At 42.9% G+C, this 24,469-nt stretch carries 41 protein-coding genes and 1 pseudogene; 3 read left to right on the forward strand and 39 right to left on the reverse strand.

The window, feature by feature from the left end:
• Positions 1–70: 70 nt before the first annotated feature.
• Genes rpsI through infA form a run of 9 tightly spaced genes read right to left on the reverse strand, consistent with a single transcriptional unit; the run spans position 71 to position 4,068 of the window.
• Positions 71–469 carry a 30S ribosomal protein S9 gene (gene rpsI, locus LRM47_RS02745; protein ID WP_129632884.1) on the reverse strand — a complete coding sequence of 133 codons (399 nt, stop codon included), beginning with the start codon at positions 467–469 and terminating at the stop codon, positions 71–73.
• Between the two features lies 1 nt (position 470).
• Complete coding sequence (rplM, locus tag LRM47_RS02750) at positions 471–902, reverse strand: 50S ribosomal protein L13 (RefSeq protein WP_129632888.1); 432 nt, start codon at positions 900–902, stop codon at positions 471–473.
• A 1-nt stretch (position 903) separates the two neighbouring features.
• The gene (rplQ, locus tag LRM47_RS02755; RefSeq protein ID WP_129636875.1) at positions 904–1,290 is read right to left on the reverse strand and encodes a 50S ribosomal protein L17; all 387 of its coding nucleotides are present in this window, start codon (positions 1,288–1,290) and stop codon (positions 904–906) included.
• A gap of 2 nt (positions 1,291–1,292) precedes the next feature.
• A complete protein-coding gene (locus LRM47_RS02760; RefSeq protein ID WP_243822712.1) occupies positions 1,293–2,216 on the reverse strand; it encodes a DNA-directed RNA polymerase subunit alpha in 924 nt (307 codons plus the stop codon).
• A 21-nt stretch (positions 2,217–2,237) separates the two neighbouring features.
• Entirely contained in the window at positions 2,238–2,858 is a 621-nt protein-coding gene (rpsD, locus tag LRM47_RS02765; protein ID WP_129632896.1) for a 30S ribosomal protein S4, read from the reverse strand.
• Between the two features lie 2 nt (positions 2,859–2,860).
• Positions 2,861–3,250: a 30S ribosomal protein S11 gene (gene rpsK, locus LRM47_RS02770; RefSeq protein ID WP_129745336.1), complete on the reverse strand. Its 390-nt coding sequence runs from the start codon at positions 3,248–3,250 to the stop codon at positions 2,861–2,863.
• 15 nt (positions 3,251–3,265) lie between these two features.
• Positions 3,266–3,652: a 30S ribosomal protein S13 gene (gene rpsM / locus LRM47_RS02775; RefSeq protein WP_039327369.1), complete on the reverse strand. Its 387-nt coding sequence runs from the start codon at positions 3,650–3,652 to the stop codon at positions 3,266–3,268.
• A gap of 2 nt (positions 3,653–3,654) precedes the next feature.
• Positions 3,655–3,771 (reverse strand): 50S ribosomal protein L36, encoded by a 117-nt coding sequence (rpmJ, locus tag LRM47_RS02780; protein ID WP_129637195.1) that lies wholly within the window; start codon positions 3,769–3,771, stop codon positions 3,655–3,657.
• A 54-nt stretch (positions 3,772–3,825) separates the two neighbouring features.
• On the reverse strand, positions 3,826–4,068 hold the full coding sequence (gene infA / locus LRM47_RS02785; RefSeq protein WP_129635133.1) for a translation initiation factor IF-1: 243 nt from the start codon (positions 4,066–4,068) through the stop codon (positions 3,826–3,828).
• Between the two features lie 105 nt (positions 4,069–4,173).
• Between infA and LRM47_RS02790 the strand changes: the two genes are divergently transcribed.
• The gene (locus LRM47_RS02790) at positions 4,174–4,749 is read left to right on the forward strand and encodes a hypothetical protein (protein WP_243822713.1); all 576 of its coding nucleotides are present in this window, start codon (positions 4,174–4,176) and stop codon (positions 4,747–4,749) included.
• 52 nt (positions 4,750–4,801) lie between these two features.
• Here the strand turns inward: LRM47_RS02790 and secY are convergent, their stop codons facing one another.
• Complete coding sequence (gene secY / locus LRM47_RS02795; RefSeq protein WP_243822714.1) at positions 4,802–6,235, reverse strand: preprotein translocase subunit SecY; 1,434 nt, start codon at positions 6,233–6,235, stop codon at positions 4,802–4,804.
• Positions 6,236–6,413: 178 nt separating this feature from the next.
• On the opposite strand from secY, the gene LRM47_RS02800 reads away from it, so the two are divergent.
• Positions 6,414–7,127, forward strand: coding sequence for an OmpA family protein (locus tag LRM47_RS02800; RefSeq protein ID WP_243822715.1), 714 nt, complete (start codon positions 6,414–6,416; stop codon positions 7,125–7,127).
• 66 nt (positions 7,128–7,193) lie between these two features.
• Here LRM47_RS02800 and rplO read toward each other — a convergent pair whose 3' ends face one another.
• From rplO to LRM47_RS02825, 5 genes are all read right to left on the reverse strand, one after another.
• Positions 7,194–7,667 (reverse strand): 50S ribosomal protein L15, encoded by a 474-nt coding sequence (gene rplO, locus LRM47_RS02805; protein WP_129632917.1) that lies wholly within the window; start codon positions 7,665–7,667, stop codon positions 7,194–7,196.
• Positions 7,667–8,257 (reverse strand): 30S ribosomal protein S5, encoded by a 591-nt coding sequence (rpsE, locus tag LRM47_RS02810; RefSeq protein ID WP_129632920.1) that lies wholly within the window; start codon positions 8,255–8,257, stop codon positions 7,667–7,669. Before rpsE ends, rplO begins: the two co-directional genes overlap by 1 nt.
• A 1-nt stretch (position 8,258) precedes the next feature.
• Positions 8,259–8,609 (reverse strand): 50S ribosomal protein L18, encoded by a 351-nt coding sequence (gene rplR / locus LRM47_RS02815; RefSeq protein WP_243822716.1) that lies wholly within the window; start codon positions 8,607–8,609, stop codon positions 8,259–8,261.
• Positions 8,610–8,611: 2 nt separating this feature from the next.
• A complete protein-coding gene (gene rplF / locus LRM47_RS02820) occupies positions 8,612–9,145 on the reverse strand; it encodes a 50S ribosomal protein L6 (protein WP_129632941.1) in 534 nt (177 codons plus the stop codon).
• An 82-nt stretch (positions 9,146–9,227) separates the two neighbouring features.
• Entirely contained in the window at positions 9,228–10,172 is a 945-nt protein-coding gene (locus tag LRM47_RS02825; RefSeq protein WP_243822717.1) for a hypothetical protein, read from the reverse strand.
• 78 nt (positions 10,173–10,250) lie between these two features.
• Here LRM47_RS02825 and LRM47_RS02830 point away from each other — a divergent pair, with 78 nt between their 5' ends.
• On the forward strand, positions 10,251–10,898 hold the full coding sequence (locus LRM47_RS02830; protein WP_243822718.1) for a non-canonical purine NTP pyrophosphatase: 648 nt from the start codon (positions 10,251–10,253) through the stop codon (positions 10,896–10,898).
• On the opposite strand, the gene LRM47_RS02835 is transcribed toward LRM47_RS02830, so the two are convergent.
• The 24 genes and pseudogenes from LRM47_RS02835 to rpsJ all read right to left on the reverse strand — a co-directional run bounded on the left by LRM47_RS02835 (position 10,861) and on the right by rpsJ (position 24,428).
• The gene (locus LRM47_RS02835; RefSeq protein WP_165000181.1) at positions 10,861–11,400 is read right to left on the reverse strand and encodes an NUDIX hydrolase; all 540 of its coding nucleotides are present in this window, start codon (positions 11,398–11,400) and stop codon (positions 10,861–10,863) included. The two genes, LRM47_RS02830 and LRM47_RS02835, sit on opposite strands and share 38 nt — an antisense overlap.
• Before the next feature lie 168 nt (positions 11,401–11,568).
• Positions 11,569–12,006, reverse strand: coding sequence for an NUDIX hydrolase (locus LRM47_RS02840; protein WP_243822719.1), 438 nt, complete (start codon positions 12,004–12,006; stop codon positions 11,569–11,571).
• Between the two features lie 132 nt (positions 12,007–12,138).
• Positions 12,139–12,879 (reverse strand): uracil-DNA glycosylase family protein, encoded by a 741-nt coding sequence (locus tag LRM47_RS02845; protein ID WP_243822720.1) that lies wholly within the window; start codon positions 12,877–12,879, stop codon positions 12,139–12,141.
• A 186-nt stretch (positions 12,880–13,065) separates the two neighbouring features.
• The gene (locus LRM47_RS02850) at positions 13,066–13,803 is read right to left on the reverse strand and encodes an alpha/beta fold hydrolase (RefSeq protein ID WP_243822721.1); all 738 of its coding nucleotides are present in this window, start codon (positions 13,801–13,803) and stop codon (positions 13,066–13,068) included.
• A gap of 287 nt (positions 13,804–14,090) precedes the next feature.
• A pseudogene (gene abc-f / locus LRM47_RS02855) lies at positions 14,091–15,700 on the reverse strand (ribosomal protection-like ABC-F family protein).
• Positions 15,701–15,784: 84 nt separating this feature from the next.
• Positions 15,785–16,186, reverse strand: coding sequence for a 30S ribosomal protein S8 (gene rpsH, locus LRM47_RS02860; RefSeq protein WP_129630940.1), 402 nt, complete (start codon positions 16,184–16,186; stop codon positions 15,785–15,787).
• Positions 16,187–16,206: 20 nt separating this feature from the next.
• Positions 16,207–16,476, reverse strand: coding sequence for a 30S ribosomal protein S14 (gene rpsN / locus LRM47_RS02865; RefSeq protein WP_129630942.1), 270 nt, complete (start codon positions 16,474–16,476; stop codon positions 16,207–16,209).
• A complete protein-coding gene (rplE, locus tag LRM47_RS02870) occupies positions 16,476–17,060 on the reverse strand; it encodes a 50S ribosomal protein L5 (protein WP_129743752.1) in 585 nt (194 codons plus the stop codon). The genes rpsN and rplE overlap by 1 nt, the downstream gene beginning before the upstream one ends.
• Positions 17,060–17,380, reverse strand: a complete 321-nt coding sequence (gene rplX / locus LRM47_RS02875) for a 50S ribosomal protein L24 (RefSeq protein WP_243822722.1) — start codon at positions 17,378–17,380, stop codon at positions 17,060–17,062. The genes rplE and rplX overlap by 1 nt, the downstream gene beginning before the upstream one ends.
• Complete coding sequence (gene rplN / locus LRM47_RS02880; RefSeq protein WP_129630950.1) at positions 17,380–17,748, reverse strand: 50S ribosomal protein L14; 369 nt, start codon at positions 17,746–17,748, stop codon at positions 17,380–17,382. Before rplN ends, rplX begins: the two co-directional genes overlap by 1 nt.
• Entirely contained in the window at positions 17,745–18,056 is a 312-nt protein-coding gene (rpsQ, locus tag LRM47_RS02885) for a 30S ribosomal protein S17 (protein WP_129630953.1), read from the reverse strand. Before rpsQ ends, rplN begins: the two co-directional genes overlap by 4 nt.
• Complete coding sequence (gene rpmC / locus LRM47_RS02890) at positions 18,056–18,265, reverse strand: 50S ribosomal protein L29 (protein WP_129635100.1); 210 nt, start codon at positions 18,263–18,265, stop codon at positions 18,056–18,058. Before rpmC ends, rpsQ begins: the two co-directional genes overlap by 1 nt.
• A complete protein-coding gene (gene rplP, locus LRM47_RS02895; RefSeq protein WP_129635102.1) occupies positions 18,265–18,678 on the reverse strand; it encodes a 50S ribosomal protein L16 in 414 nt (137 codons plus the stop codon). Before rplP ends, rpmC begins: the two co-directional genes overlap by 1 nt.
• On the reverse strand, positions 18,679–19,314 hold the full coding sequence (gene rpsC, locus LRM47_RS02900) for a 30S ribosomal protein S3 (protein ID WP_129630962.1): 636 nt from the start codon (positions 19,312–19,314) through the stop codon (positions 18,679–18,681).
• Positions 19,315–19,773, reverse strand: a complete 459-nt coding sequence (rplV, locus tag LRM47_RS02905; RefSeq protein ID WP_146423288.1) for a 50S ribosomal protein L22 — start codon at positions 19,771–19,773, stop codon at positions 19,315–19,317.
• Between the two features lie 2 nt (positions 19,774–19,775).
• Positions 19,776–20,042, reverse strand: a complete 267-nt coding sequence (gene rpsS, locus LRM47_RS02910) for a 30S ribosomal protein S19 (protein ID WP_129630968.1) — start codon at positions 20,040–20,042, stop codon at positions 19,776–19,778.
• A gap of 6 nt (positions 20,043–20,048) precedes the next feature.
• The gene (gene rplB, locus LRM47_RS02915; protein ID WP_243822723.1) at positions 20,049–20,888 is read right to left on the reverse strand and encodes a 50S ribosomal protein L2; all 840 of its coding nucleotides are present in this window, start codon (positions 20,886–20,888) and stop codon (positions 20,049–20,051) included.
• Complete coding sequence (locus tag LRM47_RS02920; protein WP_129630974.1) at positions 20,888–21,208, reverse strand: 50S ribosomal protein L23; 321 nt, start codon at positions 21,206–21,208, stop codon at positions 20,888–20,890. The genes rplB and LRM47_RS02920 overlap by 1 nt, the downstream gene beginning before the upstream one ends.
• 1 nt (position 21,209) lies before the next feature.
• Complete coding sequence (gene rplD / locus LRM47_RS02925) at positions 21,210–21,809, reverse strand: 50S ribosomal protein L4 (RefSeq protein WP_243822724.1); 600 nt, start codon at positions 21,807–21,809, stop codon at positions 21,210–21,212.
• Positions 21,809–22,423, reverse strand: a complete 615-nt coding sequence (rplC, locus tag LRM47_RS02930) for a 50S ribosomal protein L3 (RefSeq protein WP_129630980.1) — start codon at positions 22,421–22,423, stop codon at positions 21,809–21,811. Before rplC ends, rplD begins: the two co-directional genes overlap by 1 nt.
• A gap of 192 nt (positions 22,424–22,615) precedes the next feature.
• Complete coding sequence (locus tag LRM47_RS02935) at positions 22,616–22,957, reverse strand: hypothetical protein (RefSeq protein ID WP_243822725.1); 342 nt, start codon at positions 22,955–22,957, stop codon at positions 22,616–22,618.
• 30 nt (positions 22,958–22,987) lie between these two features.
• Complete coding sequence (locus LRM47_RS02940; protein ID WP_243822726.1) at positions 22,988–23,635, reverse strand: hypothetical protein; 648 nt, start codon at positions 23,633–23,635, stop codon at positions 22,988–22,990.
• Between the two features lie 73 nt (positions 23,636–23,708).
• Complete coding sequence (locus LRM47_RS02945) at positions 23,709–24,041, reverse strand: hypothetical protein (RefSeq protein ID WP_243822727.1); 333 nt, start codon at positions 24,039–24,041, stop codon at positions 23,709–23,711.
• A 69-nt stretch (positions 24,042–24,110) separates the two neighbouring features.
• Entirely contained in the window at positions 24,111–24,428 is a 318-nt protein-coding gene (gene rpsJ, locus LRM47_RS02950; protein ID WP_129630989.1) for a 30S ribosomal protein S10, read from the reverse strand.
• Between the last annotated feature and the right edge of the window lie 41 nt (positions 24,429–24,469).

Below are 24,469 nucleotides of genomic sequence, written 5' to 3' on the forward strand. Positions count from 1 at the left end.
ATTTTTAGTATACTATGAAAATACTCCGCCTGCATGTGAAACGGAGTATTTTGTAATAGCCTTTTCTGTACTAACGCTTAGAGAATTGTTCGCGTTTACGAGCAGAACGAAGACCGTATTTCTTGCGCTCTTTCTCGCGTGGGTCGCGCTTCAATAGCTCGGCCTTCTTCAGAACTGGACGCAGGTCGGCGTGAGCTGCGGTCAAAGCCTTTGCGATGCCAAGCTTGATAGCGTCAACTTGACCAGCTAAGCCGCCACCCTTAACTAGGATAGTAACGTCGAATTCTTTTTGCTTGCTGACAATTGCAAGTGGATCGGTTACTTCTGCTAGAAGAGTTTTGTTGCCATCCAGGTATTCAGCGGCAGGTTTGCCGTTGATCGTAATAGTACCTTTGCCAGGAAGTAGGCGAACACTTGCTGAAGCACTCTTGCGTCGTCCTAGGCCGTAGAAATAAGTATCAGCAGCCATATTACTTTACCTCAACTTTCTCTGGTGTTTGTGCTGTGTGAGCGTGGTCGCTGCCAGCAAAAATGCGTAGACGCTTTAGGCGCTCTGCTTGCAATTTATTCTTTGGCAACATACCTTTAACAGCTTCTTCAATAATTCGCTCTGGGTGGCGTTCGCGCATTTCTTTGAATTGCGTTTCCTTAATTCCACCTGGAAAACCACTGTGGCGATAGTAATACTTATCAGTTTCCTTGTATCCAGTAACAACTGTCTGCGCAGCATTGATAACAACTACGTAGTCGCCACCGTCAATGTGAGGAGTGTAAGTTGGCTTGTATTTACCAGTCAAATGCTTGGCAATTTCTGTAGCCAAACGTCCAAGTGGTAATTCGCTAGCGTCAAACAATACCCAACGGCGAGAAACTTCAGATGGTTTTTGTGAATAAGTCTTCATCTTATTTTCCTTCCTTTGGCATTGGTTTAATATCGTCAACAAACTCGATGATCGCCATTTGAGCGCCATCGCCGACTCGCAAACGTGTTCGTTCAACGCGAACGTGTCCGCTGGTTCGACCACTTAGCTGTGGCGCGATTTCATCAACTAGTTTGTAAGCAGCAGCGCGTGTGCTTAATGCTGCAATCACCTGACGTCGGCTAGCTAGGTCGCCCTTTTTAGCCTTGGTGATGATTTTTTCAATGTGACGCTTTAGTTCCTTAGCCTTTGGCAAGGTGGTCTCGATCTTCCCGTACTCAACCAAGCTGGTAGCCAGACCTTTGAGTAGGGCTCGTCGCTGATCACGCTCGCGGCCGAACTTGCGCCCTTGATATCCGTGTCTATGCATAGTTAAAACTCCAACTCCGCCATCTTGTCACGTACTTCGTCTAGTGCCTTTGAACCGAAACCTTTCAATTCTCGCAAATCTTGCTCAGTCAAAGTTACCAAATCGCGAATAGTGCGGATTTCATTGTTAATTAGCGCGTTCGTCGTGCGGGCGCTTAAGTTTAGCTCTTCGATTGGCATTGCTAGCTCTGACTCTTCGTCTTCCTTAGCTGCACCAAGTGCTGGTGCGCCAGTTACCATCGTGTTGCCAGCCAAAGCTGTGTATTGATTGACGAGAATCGCTGCTGCTTCTTCGAACGCCTCACGAGGTGTGATTGCGCCATTAGTTTCAACAGTAATTGCCAATTTATCCAAGTTTGTTTCCTGGCCAACACGAGTTGAGTCGACTTTGTAGCGAACGCGTAGAACTGGTGAGTACATTGCGTCGATAGCAATCATGTCGCTGTGCAAACGCTTTTCGCTTGACTCTTCAATTGTCTGGTAACCGCAGCCTGCCTCAACCACCAAATCCATAACCAAATGCTTGTTTGGGTCGTCGATTGTAGCAATTACTTGCTCTGGGTTAACGACTTCAACATCAGCATTAGTTTTAATGTCAGCGGCAGTTACTTCGCCAGCGCCAGTTTTCTCAATGCGTAGCTCAACTGGATCGTCAGTAAATACGCGTAGGTGAACGTTTTTCAAGTTCAACATAATGTCGACAACATCTTCTTTGATGCCCTCAACAGTAGTAAACTCGTGAGTTGCGCCTTCAATCCTGAAAGCCACAACCGCGCCACCGCGAACGCTTGACAATAGAACGCGTCGCAATGAGTTACCAAGAGTATTACCGTAGCCTGGGTGAAGTGGCTCGATTAGAAAAGTAGCACTGGTTTCTGAAATATCATCAACGCTCGCGAGTGCTGGATTGTAAATTGCTTTTGCCATAATTCTTCCCTAACCCTTCTTTTATCGTGAGTAATACTCAACAATTAATTGCTCGTTGATGTCAGCTTCTGCTTCCTCGCGCTTTGGCAAACCAGTTACTTCAATCTTCAGCTTCTTGCTATCAGCTTTTAGCCAGCTTAATGGACCTTGGACTGAATTGTTGATTACATCGTCAATTCGTGTAAAGTACTCTGACTTGGTACTCTTTGGACGAACCGTGATGACATCGCCAGCTTTAACGCGAATCGATGGAATATCGACACGTCGGCCGTTCAATTCAAAGTGTCCGTGGCTAACTAGTTGACGAGCTGCGCGACGTGATACGGCAAATCCAGAACGATAAACAACGTTATCCAAGCGGCGCTCTAATAGCTTCAACAAGTTTTCGCCCGCCAAGCCTTCTTGAGCGCGTGTTGCTTCGTCCATCAAGCGAGCAAACTGCTTTTCGACTAGGCCGTACAAGCGACGAACCTTCTGCTTTTCACGAAGCTGTGTAGCATATAGACTTGGCTTATTCTGACGACCATGTGCGTGCTGACCTGGAATGCCAGATTTCTTCGCCAAAATTTTATGTGCTTTTGGATGAAGCGCATAACCTTCGCGGCGGCTTTGCTTGACAATTGGTGAATTATCTCGTGCCATAATTATGCCCTCCGTGCCTTTCGTGGACGAACACCACCGTGAGGTACGCCAGTTACGTCCTTAATGCTTTCTACTGAGATGTCGAATGCGCTGACCGCACGAATAGCGGCGTCACGACCCAAGCCGACACCTTTCACGAAAACGTCAACAGACTTCAAGCCGTATTGAGATTTCGCAGCTTCAGCAGCTTTTTCAGCAGCAACCTGTGAAGCATAGGCTGTACCTTTTTTACTTCCACGGAAACCACATGCACCAGCTGATGAAGCAGTTAGCACGTTACCCTTCTTGTCGGAAAAAGTAACGATAGTATTGTTAAATGTTGCCTGAATGTGCAGCTGACCAGCTGGGACTGATCGGCGCTGCTTCTTCTTGGTAGATTTTGCGTCTGCCATTTCTTAGTCCTTTCTTTAGGTCTTACTTGCTGCTTTTGGTTGTGTACCGCCCACGGCGATGGCGCGACCCTTGCGAGTTCGTGCATTCGTACGAGTCCGCTGTCCGCGTGTTGGCAGTCCTGCTTTGTGGCGAAGACCGCGATAGGCGTTGATATCCTTCAAGCGCTTAATATTATTTGTCACCAAGCGCTGGAGATCACCTTCAACGGTGTATTCGCTATCAATAATTTCGCGAATCTTGTTTTCTTCAGCCTCGGTGAGATCTTTCACCCGAGTGGTCGGCTCAATTTTAGCCGCCGCAAGGATGCTCGAAGCGTGCTTTGGCCCAATACCGTAAATATAGGTGAGCGCAATTTGCACCTGCTTCTCTGTTGGGATAACTACCCCAGCAATTCGAGCCATGCTTAACCCTGCCTTTGCTTGTTCTTAGGTTTTTTCTTGTTGATGATATATAGTCGGCCTTTGCGGCGAACGAACTTATCATCGGGACTGATTTTTTTCACACCTGCACGAACTTTCATAAAGTGCTTAAATCTCCCTTCCCGAGTAAACCCGAGATTACCGTTAATATTTAACTACCGACCTTGAGGTCGATCGTCACGTAGGCGGAAGCTGATTCGTCCCTTTGTAAGATCGTAAGGGGTCATCTCAACCTCAACCTTATCACCAGGCACCAGACGGATGTAATGCTTGCGCATTCGTCCTGAAATGTGCGCGATGATACTATGGCCATTCTCCAGTTCCACCTTAAATTGAGTATTAGGCAGTGCTTCCACTACCTTTCCTACCATTTTGATGACTTCCTTTTGACTCGCCATAAGTTACAGTTGTCAATTATACAGTACTAAACACGGTTTGACAAGGGTTTTCGCCGTAAATTTAAGTGCTATAATTGTACTATCAAATTTAACATAAGGATTTTTATGGCAAGCAAGAAAAAACCAGCAAACTTTAAGGTTACAAAATCGAAGAATGAGATAATGGCCGCGGTGCTAATCGGTCTGGTGACGGCTTTGATAGTGATAGTTATTGGCGTAATTTTATTACACGCCAACCAAACTTCTGACAAGACATCTCAAACAGCGGAAAAGGTTGATAATGGATCTGTGAACTTGGGGTCTCTGGGCTTTCGAATTGAAGGAGATAAAGCGGTTATTCGCAACGATTCAGCCACGCAAGAGCTTCGCGATTTTCTGAAAGCAGATGTAAAGAAGTCGGGCTGTAAGGATAACAACGGCGTAACTGCGGTGATTGCCCATTCCCAGGACGAGAAACAGTTGTTGCTAGGCTATGGTTGCGGCAATTCTGCGGCACGAATGTTTGCAGTTAAGCAAGATGGCGGATGGAAAGCGATTTCCCCAACCAATCAATTTAACCTATTTGAAATTCCGAGCTGTAAGATGGTTGATGAAAATAACATTAGTAATGAAATTGCGCCAGTCTGCCAAAATGAGAAAAAAATTGGCGACAATTTATCTTACGATTACAAAATACGATAATTCGTTCGTAAAAAAGAATTCCCCGCTTTTCGGCGGGGATTTTTAATGTCAATTATTTTCTCTTAAACAAACGACGCTTCTTACTCTTCTTTTTGTCGCTATCAAGCAGCTCGTCTGGGTCAAAGTCGTCATATGTAACCATCAGCGCGCGAGAGTTGACTTGTCGCAGAGTTTCAAGGGCAACTGATACGATAATTAAGATTCCTGTACCGCCGATTGATAAACGCAAACCTTGCAAGCCTGTCAAATTGTACGTAAGATATTCCGCAACGAATGGCAAAATAGCCACGATTCCTAGGACAATTGAGCCGAACAAAATCAAGCGATTGACGGTTCTCATAAGGTATTTTTCAGTCTGAGCGCCCGGACGTACGCCTTCAATAAATCCGCCCTGCTTCTGCAGATTTTCGGCAATTTCGTTAGCATTAAAAACGATTCCAGTGTAGAAATACGTAAAGGCGATAACCAAGATAAAATACAGCGTTGGGTAAATAAATGCCTCAGCCGTGCTTCCCGTGAATGAGCCCGCGTTTGGAGCTTGGAACCAAGTGATAAGCTTGTTGGCTGTTGGTAGAAGGTTGGCATTACCAGACGCTTTCATAACTTGACCAACAAATTGTGGCAAGCTCAGGAATGCAACCGCAAAGATGACTGGAATAACTCCCGCAGCAATCAACTTAACCGGCAAAATGCTTTTTACGTCGCCGTAATTACTGTTTCCGTGAACGCGTTTTGCGTAGTTAATCGTAATGACACGCTGAGCTTCGTTGATTTTAACCAGGAAGTAAAGGACGATAAGTCCGGCGATTGACATGATTAATATCGTCCAGAACATAACTGGGTTTACAGGGAGAGTGAACCAGTTGAAGACGTTTAAGCTGCCAGATGAGGTGTTGAACAATGATGAGATTAATGACGCGAGCATTTGTGGCAATTGGCTGATAATACCAGCGAAGATTACGATAGAAATACCGTTGCCGATCCCTTGCTCAGTGATCAGTTCGCCAAGCCACATCAGAAGGACAGAGCCTGCCGTCATTGAAGTGATTGAAACTATCCATTCCATCATCGTAGGGTCGGCTAATGTCGTGCTGCCGCCTTGAAGAACTGTTTGCCTTAAGATGAAGATGAAAGCGATTGACTGGACAATAGCAAGTGGCACAGTAATAACACGTGTCCATTGCTGAATTTTTCGACGTCCAGATTCACCATCTTTATGTAGCTCCTCAAGCCTTGGAATGGCTTTAGTTAGAAGCTGAATGATAATGCTGGCGGTAATGAATGGACTAAGTCCAACCAGCACCAGAGAAAAGCTCGACAACGCGCCACCAGATAGCAAGTTCAAAATTCCACCGAGGTCAGATTGCCCAAGCACCGACGAAATCGCGTTACGCAGTTGTGTTGGCTCCGCCAACGGCACTGGAATGTGCGCCAATAATCGATAAACAACGATTATTCCCACGACAATAAATAGTCGTTTTTGCATATCTTTATTTTTCAGTGAGCGAAAAATTATTCTCCAATTCATGTTTTAGCCCCTCATAGTCACTAACAATTCTTAACTCTGTTAATTATACATTACCTTAGCGGATATTTCCATACTAAAAACATAAAAGCGTATGCGCTATAATTGAGTCAATAACATAACGTAAACGAGGTATTATATGCAACAGCAGCCTGAAATCCCATCAACTCCACCAATTACGCCACCACCAAACCCAGAATTTCCCCAAAATTACCCACCAAAGAAAAGTAAATTGTGGCTATGGGTTACACTGGCAATCGTGGGAGTACTGGCGACAATCGGAATAGTGGTGGCAATTGTTCTTGTGTCAAATAAAACCACTCCTTCAAAAGACACGACTATTTCGCGCAAAGAAGCAATCAAGCCTAAGGACGAGAAGAAAAGCGAAGACAAAAAGCAGAATTTAGCTAAATCAAATTCAAAATGTTTAACGTCTGCTGATTTTCGAAAAGCTGGCTATGACTACATGAAAGACGGCTATTTTACGCTTAATAACGGTAAATATAATTTTAAAAATGTTTTCTTCAATGCGGATTCGACGCAATATACATACGAGGGAATTGCCGTTGACGAACTGGCTAAACTGGGGTCGCTATATAAATCAAACAGCCAAAAGGAATTTTCAATTGAGATAGTCGGTCAGACATATGAAAGTTCGAAGACAAGTGCCGGCACAAAATTAGCCATGGAGCGCGCTGATAAAGTCAAGCAAGGCTTAGTTTCGCAAGGTTTTCCTGAGAATAAGATTATTATCTCTGAACCGAAAATTGCCAATCACGACAGTAGCGATGACACCGCCGACAGGAACGTGACTATTTATCTAGTCGTGTCACAAGAATGTAGCGAAAAATAGTCCAAAAATCAGAACAAAAGAAAATCCCCTTCTCTTTCGAAGGGGATTTATCGTTACCGAGAAAAATTATTTCTCTTCAGCTTCTTTTGCACTTTGGCGTAGAGGTGTAGCTACTTTCTCGAATGAGCCACCGGCTTTTTCGATAGCGGCAACAACTGAAGCTGAGGCAGCTTGTACTTTCAAGTCAACCTTAGCCTTCAATTCACCACGAGCAATCACCTTAACCGTGTGGAAAGGAGTTGCAATGTAGCCTTCAGTGAACAACAAAGCGTTGTCAACGGTTTTGCCGTCAAATGCGTTCAAGTGATCCATGTACACAACTTGAGCTGGAGTTCGCAAGCTCTTAAATCCGCGAGCCTTTGGTACAGCTTGAGCTAGTGGACGCTGACCACCCTGGAACATTACGCGAAGCTTCTTACCTGTTCGAGCGTTCTGACCTTTAGTACCGCGACCAGCAGTTTTACCTTGACCAGCAGCAATACCGCGACCAACGCGTTTTTTATTCTTGTTAGCTGAAACTTGGAGATCATTGTACTTCATTATTTAGCCTCCTTTTTAGCAACCTTTTTTACAGGTTGAGCGCTTAGCCATTGATCGCGTGGAACTAATGACTTTAGAGCTTCGATAGTCGCGTAAGCGATGTTAACCTTGTTGGTTGAACCAAGAGATTTGGTCAATAGGTTACGAACACCTGTTACGCCGATAATCTGACGAACTACACCACCAGCGATAATACCGGTACCAGGAGCAGCTGGCTTGATCAATACGCGTGCGCCAGAGAATTTAACTTCGCTGTCGTGCGGAATTGTCTCGCCGTTTAATGGCAATGTAATCAAGTGCTTTTTAGCGACTGATGTAGCCTTAGCAACTGCAGCTTGAACGTCTGCACCCTTAGCAACACCAACACCAACCTTATCTTTGCGGTTACCAACAACCACCAAAGCCTTAAATCGGAAACGACGACCACCTTTAACCACGCGAGAAACGCGGTCAATGTTGATTACCAATTCTTCAAATTCTTTTGGTGCGTCATCGCGCACATTTCGCCGGTCATCGCGGCGACCACCACGTGGATTTCGAGGTCGACGACCTTCTGCACGTGGGGTAGTATTTGCAGCTTGCTCTGCCATACTAAAACTCCAATCCTTCTTGGCGCGCAGCGTCAGCCAAAGCCTTTAGGCGGCCAGCGTATTGACGACCATTTCGGTCAAACACTACTGCGCTAATCTTAATTTTCTTTGCTTTTTTAGCAATTTCAGTACCGATAGCAGCACTTTTTTCAGTCATCGTGCCATTCGCTTTTGTACCAACTGTAGTTGCTGCAGCCAATGTTTTACCAGCCACATCGTCAATCAATTGCGCGCTAACGTGCAAATTGCTAATAGTAACTGTCAAGCGTGGGCGCTCTGCCGTACCTGAAACCTTAGCGCGAACGCGGTTTTTGCGAAGAGCGCGGTTGAGTAGCTTCTTATTTTCAGCCATGATTACTTACCTGTCTTTCCTGCTTTACGCAAAATCTGCTCGTCGACGTACTTGATACCCTTGCCCTTGTATGGTTCAGGCTTCTTCAATGCGCGAATTTCCGCTGCAACTTGGCCGACTTGTTGTTTATTGATACCGCTAACAACGATAATCATTTTTTCATTGGTAACAGTTACACCTTCTGGGGCTTTGTATTTGACTGGATGTGAAAATCCAAGTGCCATTTCTAGCTCGTTGTTGCTTGAGCTAACACGGAAACCGACACCGTTAACCTCTAGGCGTTTTTCATAACCTTTGGTTACACCGATTACCATGTTGTTAATTAGCGCACGCATCAGACCATGCTGACTACGGGCTACTTTGGACTCGTCCTTAGGATGTACCGTGACTTGTCCGTCTTCGACTTTCACCTCAACTGCTGGTGTGATGAATTGCTTCAATTCACCCTTTGGTCCTTTAACGACCACATCACCAGAGTCAACCGTGATTGTCACACCGGCCGGAATAATCACCGGCAGTTTTCCGATTCGACTCAGACTCATTACTCACCTTTCGTGTGATTTGATATTAACTTCAGTATTTTAACACAGACTAGGGGTAAAAAGCAAGGTTTTCAAACTACGAATTAACCTCATATATATCCAACTCGATTGAATTGATCATTTGCCTTATTCGAGCACTATCCGCCATTTTTAGCCAACCTTTGCCGCCAATAATACACCCTCCAAGGATCGCATTTAGCGTACTCCTGTTTAATATAACCTGTTTATGATTGTCCGAACATCGAACAAGAGCTTTTTGTAAATTATCGCAAAAGACAGACGACGATAAAATTTTTATATACTCTAAGAAATCACAACTCAATTGATTAATTATTTTGTCATCTTTCTTCAATAGTCCAAGAAATATTCTGTATCCAACCGAAATTGACGCCTCCGACCACTGATCGCCACGATCATACACCGTATATTTTTCTCGCACGACCGTCAAGAAATTGAGAGCCACAATCTGCATAACAATTGCCGCCAGAGCTTGATCAACCGGCGTCTGTATGTGACTTTCATCAATTGAATACTCCAGAACGCATTCACGAAAAAGATCGTCAGACTCTTTACTGTATTTTATATACGAAGTACGAAAAAGCGTATTAACAGAGCTCTCGTCGTGAGCTTTACGATACGCCATATCAATTTGCTTACGCCACGGAGAAATCTGAACTTCGCGTAGCTTTTTACTCAGTTCACTTCGGTCGACTTCTACTATATTTCGATTCATTTCTATTCCACACTCGCCAGCAGCCCTCAAAATATCATCTTCTGGAATGACTAATTTATCAAACTCTCGCAATGCCTCGTCATATGTCTTTTTCGCTTCCGGACTATATAATTCAGCATCCATAAAACAAGTGTCGCCATATGTTTTTGCAGACAGTATGATATCGCTCAGAACAAAAAACTCATTGTCTTGAAGACACTTCAAAACGTACTGAGCTAATAAATGTTCATAAATATGAGCGATTAGCCCGTCATTATCGACTGTTTTGTATATGGATGAAATTATCATTGCTTGGTTCGATGATATTATAATGTTGTCAAATTAGCAATTTTTCGATATTTATGATAATTGATATAATCATACTCAATGACAGCAACTATACTTTTCGCCACCAAAAACCCAGGCAAGCACGCAGAATTCGTTGCCGCGTTTCATAAATTCTCTCCGCAGACGTCAATTATTTCGTTGGCAGATTTGGATTATCAAATACCCGACTGCATAGAAACGGGCGCAACATTTGAACAAAACGCCCTATTGAAGGCGCGACACGCAAGGAATCATTTACATGGAAATGATAAAAACCTGATAATTATCGCTGATGATTCTGGCATGGAAATTGACGCCTTAAATGGTGAGCCTGGCGTATTTACAAGACGTTGGAATGGCCATGAGATGAGTGATCAAGAGATCGTAGATTACTGCCTAAAGAAACTTGAAGGTAAAACAAATAGGCGAGCCCAATACACAACATGTCTTGTAATAAATTTTCCTGATGGTCGTGAGGAGGTAATTTTTGGAAAAAATTCTGGCGTCATCTTAACTGAGTCACGCGAGGAATCACGGCTCAAAGGAATGCCGTTTCGGGAATTATTTTTTGTGACCGAACTTAATATGATGTTTCACGAAGTGCGCGAACTGCCGAAATTGAAGCGCAATGGATATTCACTCGGGCATGAAGTTGCGGTCGAAAAATGTGCTAGTGTGGTACGGGAAAATTTATTTGACTCTGTATAGCGGCTTTCAACTCCGCGCTCTCACTTGCCCATGGAATGTGTTGTGTGAGTTCATCAACTGTCACAAATTTAGCATACCGTATCTGCTCTTCCCATATTTGTTCTTCGTCCTCGTTCTGTTGATGTAAGATATACTCATCGGCATTCTTATTAAGTTTCAGACTAACCCTAAGCTGTAAGTACTCGTCATCATTTTTTAATCTATCTGTTTCCAAGATATCGTAATAGCCAAAGAACTTATACTGACTAGACACACTGTCTGTATTAATTCCCGTCTCTTCAGCCACTTCACGTACAATGGTCTGCAAGTAAGTCTCGTTCTTATTTGGTTTTCCACCGGGCAGCTGCCACTTTCGACCATCTTTAGAGACGATAGCTATTTTATTATCGTGAGTAAAAAGCCAAGCATACACCTGATTTACTGGAAGAGCCTGATCTTCTGGGTGAATTTCTTTACCGTCCTTCCAGGTGCGTGCTTTGATAGTTTTTCTTATGGTATCCATGATATCTCCTAAATTTATTGCCTGGGCTAGCCAGCCTAATCTATTATATTTTATATCCCCGGGTGTCAGAAAGTGTCCTGCGTTTTCTTTTATAGCACAGAGCGACATGAGAGCATCTTCAGTGCTGTCTGCCGTATGGAAAGCATAGAAATATTTCTCTCGAGAGTACTATCGGTCAATTTGATATATCTTTGAAAGATTGCCAATCAGCGTAGAGTCCAGCTTTTCTTGCTTGATTTCATGAATATCGAAATAGTTAAAATTTGAAACTTCATCTGTTTTACGAGGTGTCGTTAATAGAGTAACTTTGTAGGCAATAATCAAAACGGGGTCGTCGAACTTTGTATTCCAAGTTGGAATAATCAAGGGATTTTCTGCAGCGACTTCGATATCTGTCTCTAGCTCTTCCAGAAACTCTCGTTTCAACGCTTCTGTAATATCCTCACCATGTTCCAGCCCACCACCAGGAAGGTCCCATGAGTCACTTCTCTCTTGAACGAACAGCAGTCTACCTAATTCATCACGCACTAATCCCTTTACTGCTACTCGGTATGCCGACTTTATGTCTTTTAGCGTTCCAGCTCCCATATGATAAAAGTTTATCATAAAAAATAAACACCCTGCAATGAGGACGTTTATTTGATTTGCGTGAGGCTTAGTAAACCTTCAACAACAAAATAATATAATCAATCTTTTTGAACAACTCGTCATGTATTAATGTTTCATTAAAATTTTTTATTAACGATATGCTATCTCCTTCTCTTTGCCATAATTTTGCTTTAAAGCTGTCAAATACTTTTCAAAATATTCATATTTATGTTTAGAATTATACTGCATTATAAATCTCGGATGTTCCAAAGGTATGATTTCGTCAAAAAAATTATATTTTTTGTTTATTTTAGATAAAAATGTATAATTATCTCCACTTCCTATGCAATAACACACAGAAGTATCGATTCCAAAATCAATTTGCGCCTGTATTGAACTAACGATCAAAGAATACAATGTTTCTTGCAATTTTTTACTATCATAATAATTACAGTTAACCTCATTTCCCTTTGAATTGGTTCTAGCTATACCAACAGGACAGACAAAATTCATATAAAAATCCGAATAAAACTTTTTGCATCCACCATATTTTTCAATTACATCATATAAAAAACCTGAAGATGATTTGTTAATATAAAACTTATCAATCAAAATACCAGTTTCTTTTTGAAGATGTTCCGCATCCTCAAATGGCACTCCTGTAACAGCTGTTCCTCGACGTGCTGGTGAACTTCCTAATATTATACGACGTTTATTACAATCATTGTAAAACCTTTTGTAGAACGTTGTTGAAATTTCATTTACTATTTCTTTTTGACTTCCATTAAACGGATTTATAATTTTAAAATCATCCGGTAATTCCATTGATATTTTAGATAATTTTTTATTAAATTCTATTACTTTCTGGCCGAATGTTTTCTGTTCAATCATTTAGTACATCCTTCAAAATTTAACATCATTTTTTTGCCTTAGCTGATAAAAAAGTTCTACATTTGTAGGAAAAAATCTAATATCTTCAAAACAATTATATAATTTAAAGACATAAAATAAGAGCCTTTCGGTTCTCATCGTATTTACTCTTCAAACTGCTCGTGTTTGCTAAAATTTTCCGAACAGTTATTTTATCAGTTTCTTAACTTTTTCTGCATATTCATTTGGATGATTAATACTTAAGTCTCCATGATAATAACCACTTAATATTTCTAATTCACTATTAATTAATTCATCGTGTATTATTTTTGCAGATTTAATCATAATTGGTCTTTCTTTACTTCCTACCATCACTATTGATTTTGATTTGTTAGTTTTTACATTCTTAAGATGATAGTTGGAATTAGCTTTTAAAAATGAAATCATATTATCTTTTGTTATATTAGAACTATCAATATAATACTTATCAAATAATTCTTCTTTTATTTTTAAACTTTTAAATTGAAGTTTAGAAAACCACTTTTTATTTATAAGCCCATAAGACATATTAATTGATGATTCTATAAGCTTATTTGTCATTTTCATTGGGCACGCTAAAGCACTTTCAATTATTGTATATTCACATATATTGTCTCTTTTTGACAATATATCTAATAAAATTTGTGCTCCTAATGAAAGTCCTCCTATAAGTTTAACATTTCCGTTATAATTATTATCAATATATTCAATTATTTCATTTGCATTACTTTCAATAGAAGTAAAATCTCTATCACTTCCTGAATGACCATCTAATATTGGTAATATTACATGATAATTACTTTTTAATATTTCTGACACTTCTTTATAATTCCACCATGATAATCCACCACCATGTAATAACATAATAATATCTTTATTAGATTTTCCATATTCTTTAACTATCATAAAATTACCCCTTAGTTAAATTATAATATACAAAAAGCAGTAGAATTGGTATCATCACATCCAAACAAAGCATATTTTGGTGAATATTTGCCACCTTTGTACTTGCCTGATGACTGAATTTTATTACAAGATACTATAACATTTTCAATTGGAGATATTATTGTAGTCCTTTTATCCCTTCTTGCTTCTCCTAAGCATTCAAATGTTGAATCACCAGCTAGATCGTCTAAACTTACATTTAAAATATTTTAGCTAATTCTCTACAGAGCCACTCCATCAAGTCTTTTTTATATTTTAATTTTCTCCGTTATCTCTATATTTTCGATAAAATCTTGATCATGAGACACTATCACAACACCTCCTTTATACTGACCTAATGCTAATTCCAAAGCTTCAATCGTAGGAATATCAAGGTTATTCGTCGGCTCATCCAGGATGATAAGATCAGGAGAGTTCGTTGACATAGCAGCAAGCAAAACTTTAGCCCGTTCGCCACCGCTGAGATCTATTGCTTTTGTCGAAGAGATTGTTCGTTTATCCAGACCAAAACGAATTAATATATTGATCGCGTCGTGTAATTCAAGTTTTGGCGATAAATACCGCAAATTGTCCAAAGGCGAGTTGTCTTTGAGTGGCAATGACTGCGACTGATTCATATATATTATTTTTGCATTTTCGCTTTTTTTATTTCTCCGCGATGATACTCGGGTGTATTATTTCCCATAATAAAGTTGAGGAGCGAAGATTTTCCCGAGCCATTCTCTCCTTGAATCAATATTTTATCACCAGGACGTACATTAAAAGTAACGGGTCCTATCATCTTCTCTCCATCATGTGAAATACTTAGCGATTGCACAGAAATAAGGCTATGTTTCTTAGACGATACTTCATCAAAAACAAACTTAATAGCAATTTCATCCTCCACTCTTTCAGGTTCATCCAATTGTCGCAGGCGAGACTCCACGCCTCCAGCCGCCCCTGCAATATTTGAAGATGCGCGCTCTTTGCGAAAATTATCGTTTAACTTATCACTATCCGATTTTTTGTGGCTAGCTTTGGCCGAATTCACACGAATTCTCGCATCCCGCGCAACACGATATAGTCGCTTTTTCTCCTTTTCATATTGCTCATAGCGGTCGGTCATTGCTTGACGAGCTTCACGTCTTGCTTCAATATATTCATCATAACCAAGATTATACTTATTCACACCCTTGCCGCCAGTCAATTCTATGATCCGTTCTGCAGTGTTACGTAAGAAATACCGATCATGCGACACGATCAAAAATGAAGCTGGCGAATTGTCGATAAAATCTTCAAGCAAAATTACTCCGCTGTCATCAAGATTATTAGTTGGCTCATCAAGCAAAATTAGATCATAACGAGACGCAAAAACTGCCGCCAAAGCTATCCGTGTGCGTTGTCCCCCAGAAAATGTATTCAGACGTCTATCCGGATCAATGTCACCCAGAGTCGCTCGTGATAAAGCCTTTTTAATCGTCGTGTCAAAATTTGCTACTTCGAATTTTTCATACCTCTCCAGAGCTTCACTATAAGCTAATAGCGTCTTTTCACTAGCCTCTTGAGTTAACCTCTCACACTGATAATCAAATTCTTCTCTAGCCGACTTAACACCAGTCACTTCTTCTATAAAATCATAAACTGTCTTATCGAGCCATTTATTCAAGTTTTGTGGTAAAATACCTATCTCTTCACCACTCGAAATAATATCACCTGATGTATGCTGGATATCTCCGTTTATTATTTTTAATAAAGTAGTTTTTCCAGCACCATTTGGACCAACTAGTCCAATCTTATCTCCAGCGTTGATAGCAAAGCTTACATCGCTAAACAATTCTCGATTATTAGTTTCATAAGACACATTTTTAAGATCAATCACATCACTATTATACTATCTCTACGTAGATAGATATAAAAAAATAAACGCCCTGCAATGAGGACGTTTATTTGATTTGCGTAAGGCTTAGTAAACCTTCAACAACAATTCGCCACCAAGTTTAGCCTTAGCTGCTTCGGCGCCAGTCATGACACCTTTTGATGTTGAGATAAGTACTAAACCGCGGCCACTCTTTACCTTTGGAATCTCGCTAGCGCCGACGTAAACGCGACGACCAGGTTTTGAGATACGGGTAATTTCGTTAATAGTGCTGTTAGTTCCTTTTTCATTGATAGTAACTACCAACACGCCACGAGGTTTAGCATCTTCCAGTTTGACATCTGCCAAGTAGCCGTTTTTGACTAATTGTTCAGCGATGACTTTCTTCATCTTGCTGGACGGAACACGAACTTCCGTTTTGCCAACCAATTTCGCATTGCGGATGCGAGTCAGAAGGTCGGCGATTGGGTCTGTAGTTTGCATAGACATATTCTAATCTCCTTTCCTTCTTACCAACTACTCTTTGTTATGCCTGGGATTTCACCCTTGGCTGCTTTTTCGCGGAAATTGATACGGCTCAAGCCGAATTGACGCATGTAGCCGCGTGGGCGACCAGAGATGCTATCACGGTTCTTGTGCCTGGTTGGACTAGAATTGCGAGGCAACTTCTGCAAGCCATCGAGGTCGCCAAGCTCTTTCAACTCAGCACGCTTGGCTGCAAACTTGGCAATCATCTTCATACGCTTCTTATCACGAGCGACCATTGATTTCTTAGCCATTACTTGACGCCTCCTTTCTTCTCAAACGGCATGCCGAATTTTTCTAGCAACGCCTTAGAAGCTTCCTTGTTGCCGTTCTTGATAACAAATGTAACTTGCAAACCGTGCAAAACCTGAGTTTCCTCAAATGTTAATTCTGGAAAAATCGATTGCTCGGTGATGCCGAGATTGTAATTGCCACCTTTATCAAACTTCAAGCCAACGCCGTGGAAGTCACGAACGCGAGGCAAAGCAACGTTAATCAAACGATCCATGAACTCGTACATACGAGCGCCGCGCAAAGTTACGCTAACACCAATTGGCGCGCCCATACCTTTACGAATACTAAATGTCGCGATTGATTTTTTGGCTCGTCGAGCTACTGGTGCTTGACCGGTAATTTTCTCGACGGTGTTTTTGACAATTTCGAAATGACGCTTGTCATCTTTCTTTTTGCCGGTACCAACGCTCACGACGATCTTTTCCAAAGCTGGCACTTCATGCACGTTCTTTAGATTCAATTCGGCTTGTAGTTCCTTAAGGTAAGTTCCTTGATACAAGGCTTTCAAGCGAGGAGCTGGCACGACAGTTTTCTTTTCTGCCATTATTTAATCTCCTTATTTTTTACCTGGCGAGCAACACGAGTTTTGCCGCCGTCAGCATTCTTTACTAAACCAACCCGACTGGTTTTGCCTGATTTCTCATCAACAACCAAAGCGACTTTGCTGATATCCATTGGTACGTGAATATCTTTTTTGCCGCCTTTTGGATTGTACTGGCTTGGCTTAACGTGGCGATGTCCAACACCAACACCTTCGACCAAAACAGTTCGGTCTTTTGTGTTAACTTTTAGAACTTTACCAGTTGTGCCTTTATTTTTACCAGCAATAATTTTTACGGTATCGTCTTTATGAATTCGAGCCATTAGAGTACCTCCGGAGCTAAGCTGACGATCTTCATGTAACCCATATCGCGAAGTTCGCGTGGAACTGGACCGAAGACACGAGTAGCTTTTGGCTGCTTGTCATCGTTGATAATCACTACGGCGTTGTCGTCAAAACAGATTGTTGAGCCGTCTTTGCGGTGAATTTGATCGCGAGTACGAACAACTACAGCCTTAACAACAGATTTTTTCTTAACGTTACCGGTTGGGCTAGCGTCTTTTACCGAGCAGACGATTACGTCGCCAACGCGAGCGTAACGGCGTCGTGTACCACCAAGAACGCGGATACACAGAACTTCCCTAGCGCCTGAGTTGTCGGCTACCTTAAGGCGAGATTCTTGTTGGATCATTTGTCGTCCTCCTTAGCCTCTTCCTTAGTTTCGCCAGAAACTTCGTCCTTTAGTTTGATAGAACCGCGAGACTTTTCAATCACCTTAACTAGAGTAAAACTCTTAGTCTTGGAAATTGGGCGAGTCTCTTCGATCTGCACCTTGTCGCCTTCACCTGCTTCGTTGGTTTCATCGTGAGCAGTGTATTTGCGAGTCACGGTGTACTGCTTGCCGTATAGCGGATGCGTTTCGCGGCTAGTGACCGTCACAGTGATGGTCTTGTCGCGCTTGGCACTCGTTACGACGCCAATCAATGTTCGTCGGGCCATTACTTGCTCTCCTTTGTGTTATTAATTTGTGTCAGCAGGCGTGCAATTTCCTTTCGGAGTGAACGCAACGCTTTTGGATTAACTAATTCGCCAGCAGCGTGAGAACGCTTTGCTTGAAGTAGGTCGTTTCGCTTTTCAGCCAATTCCTTCTTCAAATCGTCAATCGTCTTAACAACTGCCGCTTTAACAGATTTCTTCGTTTCAGCCATTATGCGTCCTCCCGCTTGATGAACTTACATTTGACTGGCAATTTGTGGCTAGCCAGACGCATTGCTTCGCGAGCGACTTCCTCTGAAACACCCTGCATCTCAAACAGAACAGTACCAGCCTTTACCTTAGCAACGAAGAATTCTGGGTTACCTTTACCGCCACCCATCTTCAAGCCAAGTGGCTTTCGGGTAACTGGAGTGTGAGGGAAGATTCGAATCCAAATCTTACCACCACGCTTGATGTAACGAGTCATCGCCTGACGAGCAGACTCGATTTGGCGGGAGTTGATGCGCTCATTTGATTGTGATTGCAATGCAAAGTCACCGAACGCGATGTAATTGCCACGAGTTGCTTGACCGCGGTTTTTTCCAATACGCACTTTGCGGTGCTTAGTTTTCTTTGGTAACAGCATTTAGCGACTCCTTTCTCCCTTATAAATCCACACTTTCACGCCAATGATACCAGCTGGTGTCTGAGCGCGAGCACAGTGGAAGTCAATATCAGCACGCAAGGTGTGTAGAGGCACTGATCCTTCAATTACCTTTTCGCGACGTGCCATTTCAGCACCGTTCAAACGACCAGCCACCTCAATACGAATACCTTTAGCGCCAGCATTCATGGTGTTTTGTGCGGTCATTTTAGTTGCACGGCGGAAGTTGATTCGGCGCTCCAATTGGCGAGCGATATTCTCAGCCACCAATTTGGCTGCCAATTCTGGACGGCGAACTTCTTCAATGTTGATACGAACTGGCTGACCAGCAATCTTCTCAACTTGCTTCTTCAATTCATTCACGCCAGCACCACCGCGACCGATAACAACACCAGCTTTTGCCGTGTGAATTGTAATCGTGATCAAGTTAGCGCTACGCTCAATCTCAATGCGATTGATAGTTGGGCGTGAGGCAAATTTCTTTTCAATCAACTCGCGGATTTCGTGATCCTGACGAATCGCCTCTGCAAACTCTTTTTTATTGGCCGTAAACCAACGAGAGCTCCAGTTCTTATTGACCTGTAGGCGGAAGTTGATTGGATTCACTTTTTGACCCATTTACTTCTCCTCCTTTTTTGCTGCCGGTTTAGCGGCTTTTTTAGCTGCAGGCTTAGCAGTTTTTGCTTCTGCCTTAGCTTCGGCCTTTTTTGCAGGCGCTTTCTTTGGCTTTTCCGTGCCAGTTACTTCAACCAAAATATTTGAAGTCTTTTTCTGGAATGGCAAAGCGCGGCCACGTGATGCAGGCTTAAAGCGGCGCAAACGTGTACCAGTAGTAACGCTCAAAGTAGTAATTACCAAACTTTTAGCATCCAAGCCGTGGTTGTTGATAGCATTTGCCTTAGCGCTTTCGATAGCCTTTTTAACTGGACTAGCAGCGCGCTTTGGAACGTGCTCTAAGATAACTAGCGCATCAGCTACAGTACGACCTCGCACCAAGGCTGCGACTAGACTTACCTTACGTGGTGCCTGATCAACACCTTTAGCGTAAGCACGGACAGTATAAGTTGTATCAGCCATGATTACTTCTTATCCTTTCCACCGTGTTTACGGAATTTACGAGTTGGACTAAACTCACCGAGCTTATGACCAACCATGTTTTCGGTAATCAGCACTGGTACGTGCACTCTACCGTTGTGAACAGCAATCGTTCGACCAACCATCTCTGGGGTGATAGTCGAAGCGCGCGCCCACGTTTTGATAACGGTTCGATCGTCAAGGCTAAGAGCAGCAATTTTCTTTGCTAGCTTTACATCGACGAATGGACCTTTCTTTAATGAACGACTCATCGTGATTTACCTCTTCCTCTTCGCGTCGTGACGCGTGCGTACGATTAATTTATTCGAGCCTTTACGGCGACGAGTTCGATAACCTAATGTCAATTGACCCCAAGGAGTACGTGGTGCTTTACCAGTACCGTGGCGACCACCGTCACCACCACCATGTGGGTGGTCTGCGGCGTTCATAACGACACCACGAACGGTTGGGCGAATACCCTTGCGACGCTTGCGACCAGCTGAACCGATCTTAACATTTTGGTGCTGGACGTTACCGACTACACCGATAGCAGCGGTAGCTTCCAAACGAACTTTGCGAACTTCGCCAGATGGCAATTTGATAGTTGCATAGTTGCCTTCTTTTGCCATCAACTGAGCTTTAGCACCGGCAGCGCGTACCATTTGTGCGCCCTTACCAGCGGTCAACTCAATAGCGTAAATCATCGTACCAACAGGAATAACTGACAATGGCAGGCGGTTTGAAGTCTCAATTGGAGCTTCTTCGCCAGTTCGGATAGTTTTACCCTTAACCATTGAGGTGTCAGCCAAGATGTAGTGGTACAAATTATACTGATCCTTAACTCGAGCAATACGAGCTGAGCGGTTTGGATCGTATTCGATTTCTTCAATCGTCAAGGTCAAGCCTGCTGGCAAATTGTGGTTCACCAAGCGATAGTGACGACGAACGCCGCCTCCGCGATGGCGAACAGTAATTCGACCTTGGTTGTTGCGACCGGCATTTTGCTTTTTAGCTTTAATCAGACTTTTAAGAGGTTTTCTTGTTGTAATGTCTGACAAATCCTGACTCGTCATGCCGCGACGAGCAGGAGTGGTTGGATTGTAAGCTTTCACTGGCATTACTTGGTCTCCTCCATCTGCTGCTCTACTGCGTCAAACACATCGAGCTTATCGCCTTCTTTCAGCGTCACGTAAGCCTTCTTCCAATCCTTGCGCGTTGTTGTGCCAGGATAACGATTCTTGCCTCGTGAGAAGCGCACAGCCTTGCCGTCTTGTACTAAGGTTTTAACCTTAACTACAGTAACGCCAAATTGCGCCTCTACAGCTGATTTGATTTCGTTCTTATTCAAGTTAAGTGGAACGCGTAGCACATATACACCGTTGGCGCTCTGTGCGTAAGCCTTTTCACTAACGCGTGGGATAATAATCGTCTGTTTCATATTACGCTTCCTCCTTACCCAACCATGCAGTAATTACAGGTAGAGCTTTCGGTGTTATAACGATTGTATCCGCATTCAGAATGTGATAAACGCTTAGATAATTAGCGCGAACCACCAAAACGTTCTGAATATTGTTTGTAGCACGCATAAGTTCTGGCGTCTTCTCATCTACAACGATCAGAACACGGCGCTCGAACTTGTTGTCGGCTAGAAATGTTGCGACTTCCTTGGTCTTGCCAGTAGTCTTAATGTCTTTAACGACAATTTTCTTAGCTTCGTTAGCTACGGTCAAAGCTTGGCGAACTGCCACTTTCTTAGCAGTCTTTGACAATTTTTTAGTGTAGTTTTCGTTACCGCGTGGGCCAAATACTACACCACCGCCGCGCCAGATTGGGTTACGGGTTGAACCGAAACGTGCTCGACCAGTTCCCTTTTGCTTCCATGGTTTTTTACCACCACCAGAAACTTCGCCGCGTTGCTTGGTTGTAGCGCTAGCTAGGCGTGCGTTTGCCAAGTAGCTGTCATATGCCAATTTCAACAATTCGTGATTTGGCACTTCCACAGCAAAAATGTCTTTAGGAAGTTTGGTTGAATCTGCCATTACTTGTTACCTCCTAAAATAATCAGCCCCTTTCGTGGTCCAGGAACAGCGCCCTTAACCCCGATTAGATTGGTCTCTGGATCAACATATGCCACTTCCAAGTTCTTAACAGTAACACGCTCATGACCCATGTGGCCAGCCATCGTCTTACCCTTGAAAACTTTTTGTGGATACATCGAGCCAATTGAACCCGGCTTACGAGTATTACCTTTACCACCGTGCGTCTTACGATGACGCTTAAAGTTGTGGCGTTTAATGGTCCCAGCGAAACCTTTACCTTTGCTGGTTCCGGTTGCATCGACAAAATCGCCGACTTCAAACGCGGAAACATTAATTTCACTGCCAACTTTCAGATCCTCTGGAATCTGGTCGACGCGGAATTCCCGAATATGTTTCGGGGTCACTTGGGCTGGCTTAACGTGTCCAGCCACGGCCTTGCTCAGGTTCTTACCCTCTCCAAAAGCTACCTGTACCGCATTGTAACCGTCGGTTTCGACAGTCTTCACCTGAGTAACGGTGACAGGGCCGGCTTGGATCAGCGTTACCGGAATGGCTTTGCCGTCTTCAGCCAAGAGCTGGGTCATACCAAGTTTGGTACCGAGAAGTGTTTTCACTTTTCCTCACTCCCACTTAAATACTCCTGATGACGTGCGGTTTCTGGGTTCTGGGAGAACGTTAAATGTAAACATCCGCTCATAACCAGACCTGCTCATTCACCAAGGAGAACAGTTGATATTACGCGTAATAGAAATTACCTCGTAATTATAGCACATGAAGCGATAGACTGTCAACGAGTCCGACTAGGGTCAGCCCTCTGAGGAATCTGATTTTTTATAAATAGTTGCTAAGTTTGTACCAAGAGTGTGTACTTTGCCCGATCCCATAACTTGAGCGCCCACTAACACTGCCATTTTCGTGTCTGCGGAACATTCTTCTGCTAAATAATCGAACACGTTTAGTCCGCTTGGGTAACACAAATCCGGAAAGGCTTGGCGTAGCTCCCCTAGATTTCCTGTGATAAGTTCTATCTCTTCTCTACTGTGTATAAGCTTTGCTGATAAGCATGCTAATGTATAGCCATCTTGTTGCAGTGATTCTACGTCTCTCTCGATCCGCCGAGTAGCCTCTTCCAAGTCATCCCCGAACATTTTCTTATAGGCGGCTTCCAGGGCAGCTTCTTATTTGCGCTTTTCTCTGTTTGCTCGCCGTCGCCTGATTGTATATTCGGATTGTTTAAGAAGCTTTTCTAATTCCTCTTCGCGCTCCTCATCAGTTAAGGCAAAAAACTTTTTACTTGCACGTTTTCTTATCTCGTAAGCATTTACGCTCCTGCATGATATAGCTCCTCGGACGCTCGCTTCGCTGAAGCCAAGACACTCCAGTATAGCCAGCCTACCCAAGCTTGAAGCTCCAGGCTGAAGATATTCATAAAAGAGACTGTTCTCATCTAGGTCGTTGTTGAACACTTGATAGCGCAGAGTAAGGATCGCCTCTCTAGCTGACTCAACATACTCACATTTTTGTCCCCTGAGGCGTCTTGCCTCTTCCTCTACTAATAGACAAGATGTAGCCATTGTGGTTTCATAGCTGGGATCTTCCCGTAAATTGTCAGCATTGCCGAAGACAGCCAAGGCTTCTCTCTGTTGAGGATTCAACTTCTCTTCTGGTGGAATTATGGACCAAGTATCTGGACGTAGTTTGTTAAAATACTCTACAACCTCTGGATTTGATGGCAGATCCGGCCCATAATTAACCTTTATATCAGCAGCTTTAATACCGTCTAAAATAGTTGAGATCGACGGAGAGTTAAATCTAGTGTTTTCCATGTTTTTATTATACCAAAAAATAGCTAGAATGTCAATCATAGTATTTACATTAAGTATATTTCGTAAGCATAAGCTAAATCATCACGCCAACCGGCGTAAACGAGGTCAGAATTGCCATGAAAATTATCGTGACGTACCAAATTTTCCGGTTGAATTGATATTTCTCAATCTTTAATACCAGCAGCAACGCAATAAATAGCCCGGCAGGAATAGCTTGGACAACCAAACCGCCCATCTCAACTGGATTTTTTAGACGAAGCCACAACGCACTTAATATCACAAAAACCACCAATTTCAAGAAAAATGAGCCGTCATTATCATAAATACGTTCGCGCCCTTTGCGACTAAACAGCTCGTTAGACTTCGAGCGATTACGAGCGTAAGTACGAGTTTTTTGTTTTGTCATAAGCTAAATGAAATTATAACATAAAAAATCCGCCCCGTTCAAGAGGCGGAAATTTTATATATCGTTAAATTACATACGAATTTCAGCGTCAACGCCAGCTGGCAAGTTCAAGTTCTGCAAGCTGTCAATCGTCTTTGGTGTAGCGTTCGTAATGTCAATCAGACGCTTGTGAACGCGGCGCTCGTAAGATTCACCACCAGTTTTGTAAACGTGCGGACTCTTCACAACAGTGTAAGTGCTGCGTCGAGTTGGCAAAGGCACTGGACCAGCCACGTTAGCACCCGTGCGAATTGCGGTGTCGATAATTTGTTTTGCTGATTGGTCAATGACTTTGTGGTCATAAGCCTTCAGACGAATACGGATTTTAATTCCTGTATCTTGAGCCATAGCTCCTCCTCTTATGTGCAATCTCGTAACCTCTAATTGCC

It is taken from the genome of Candidatus Nanosynbacter sp. TM7-076, assembly GCF_022828325.1.
Classification (GTDB): Bacteria; Patescibacteriota; Saccharimonadia; order Saccharimonadales; family Saccharimonadaceae; genus Nanosynbacter.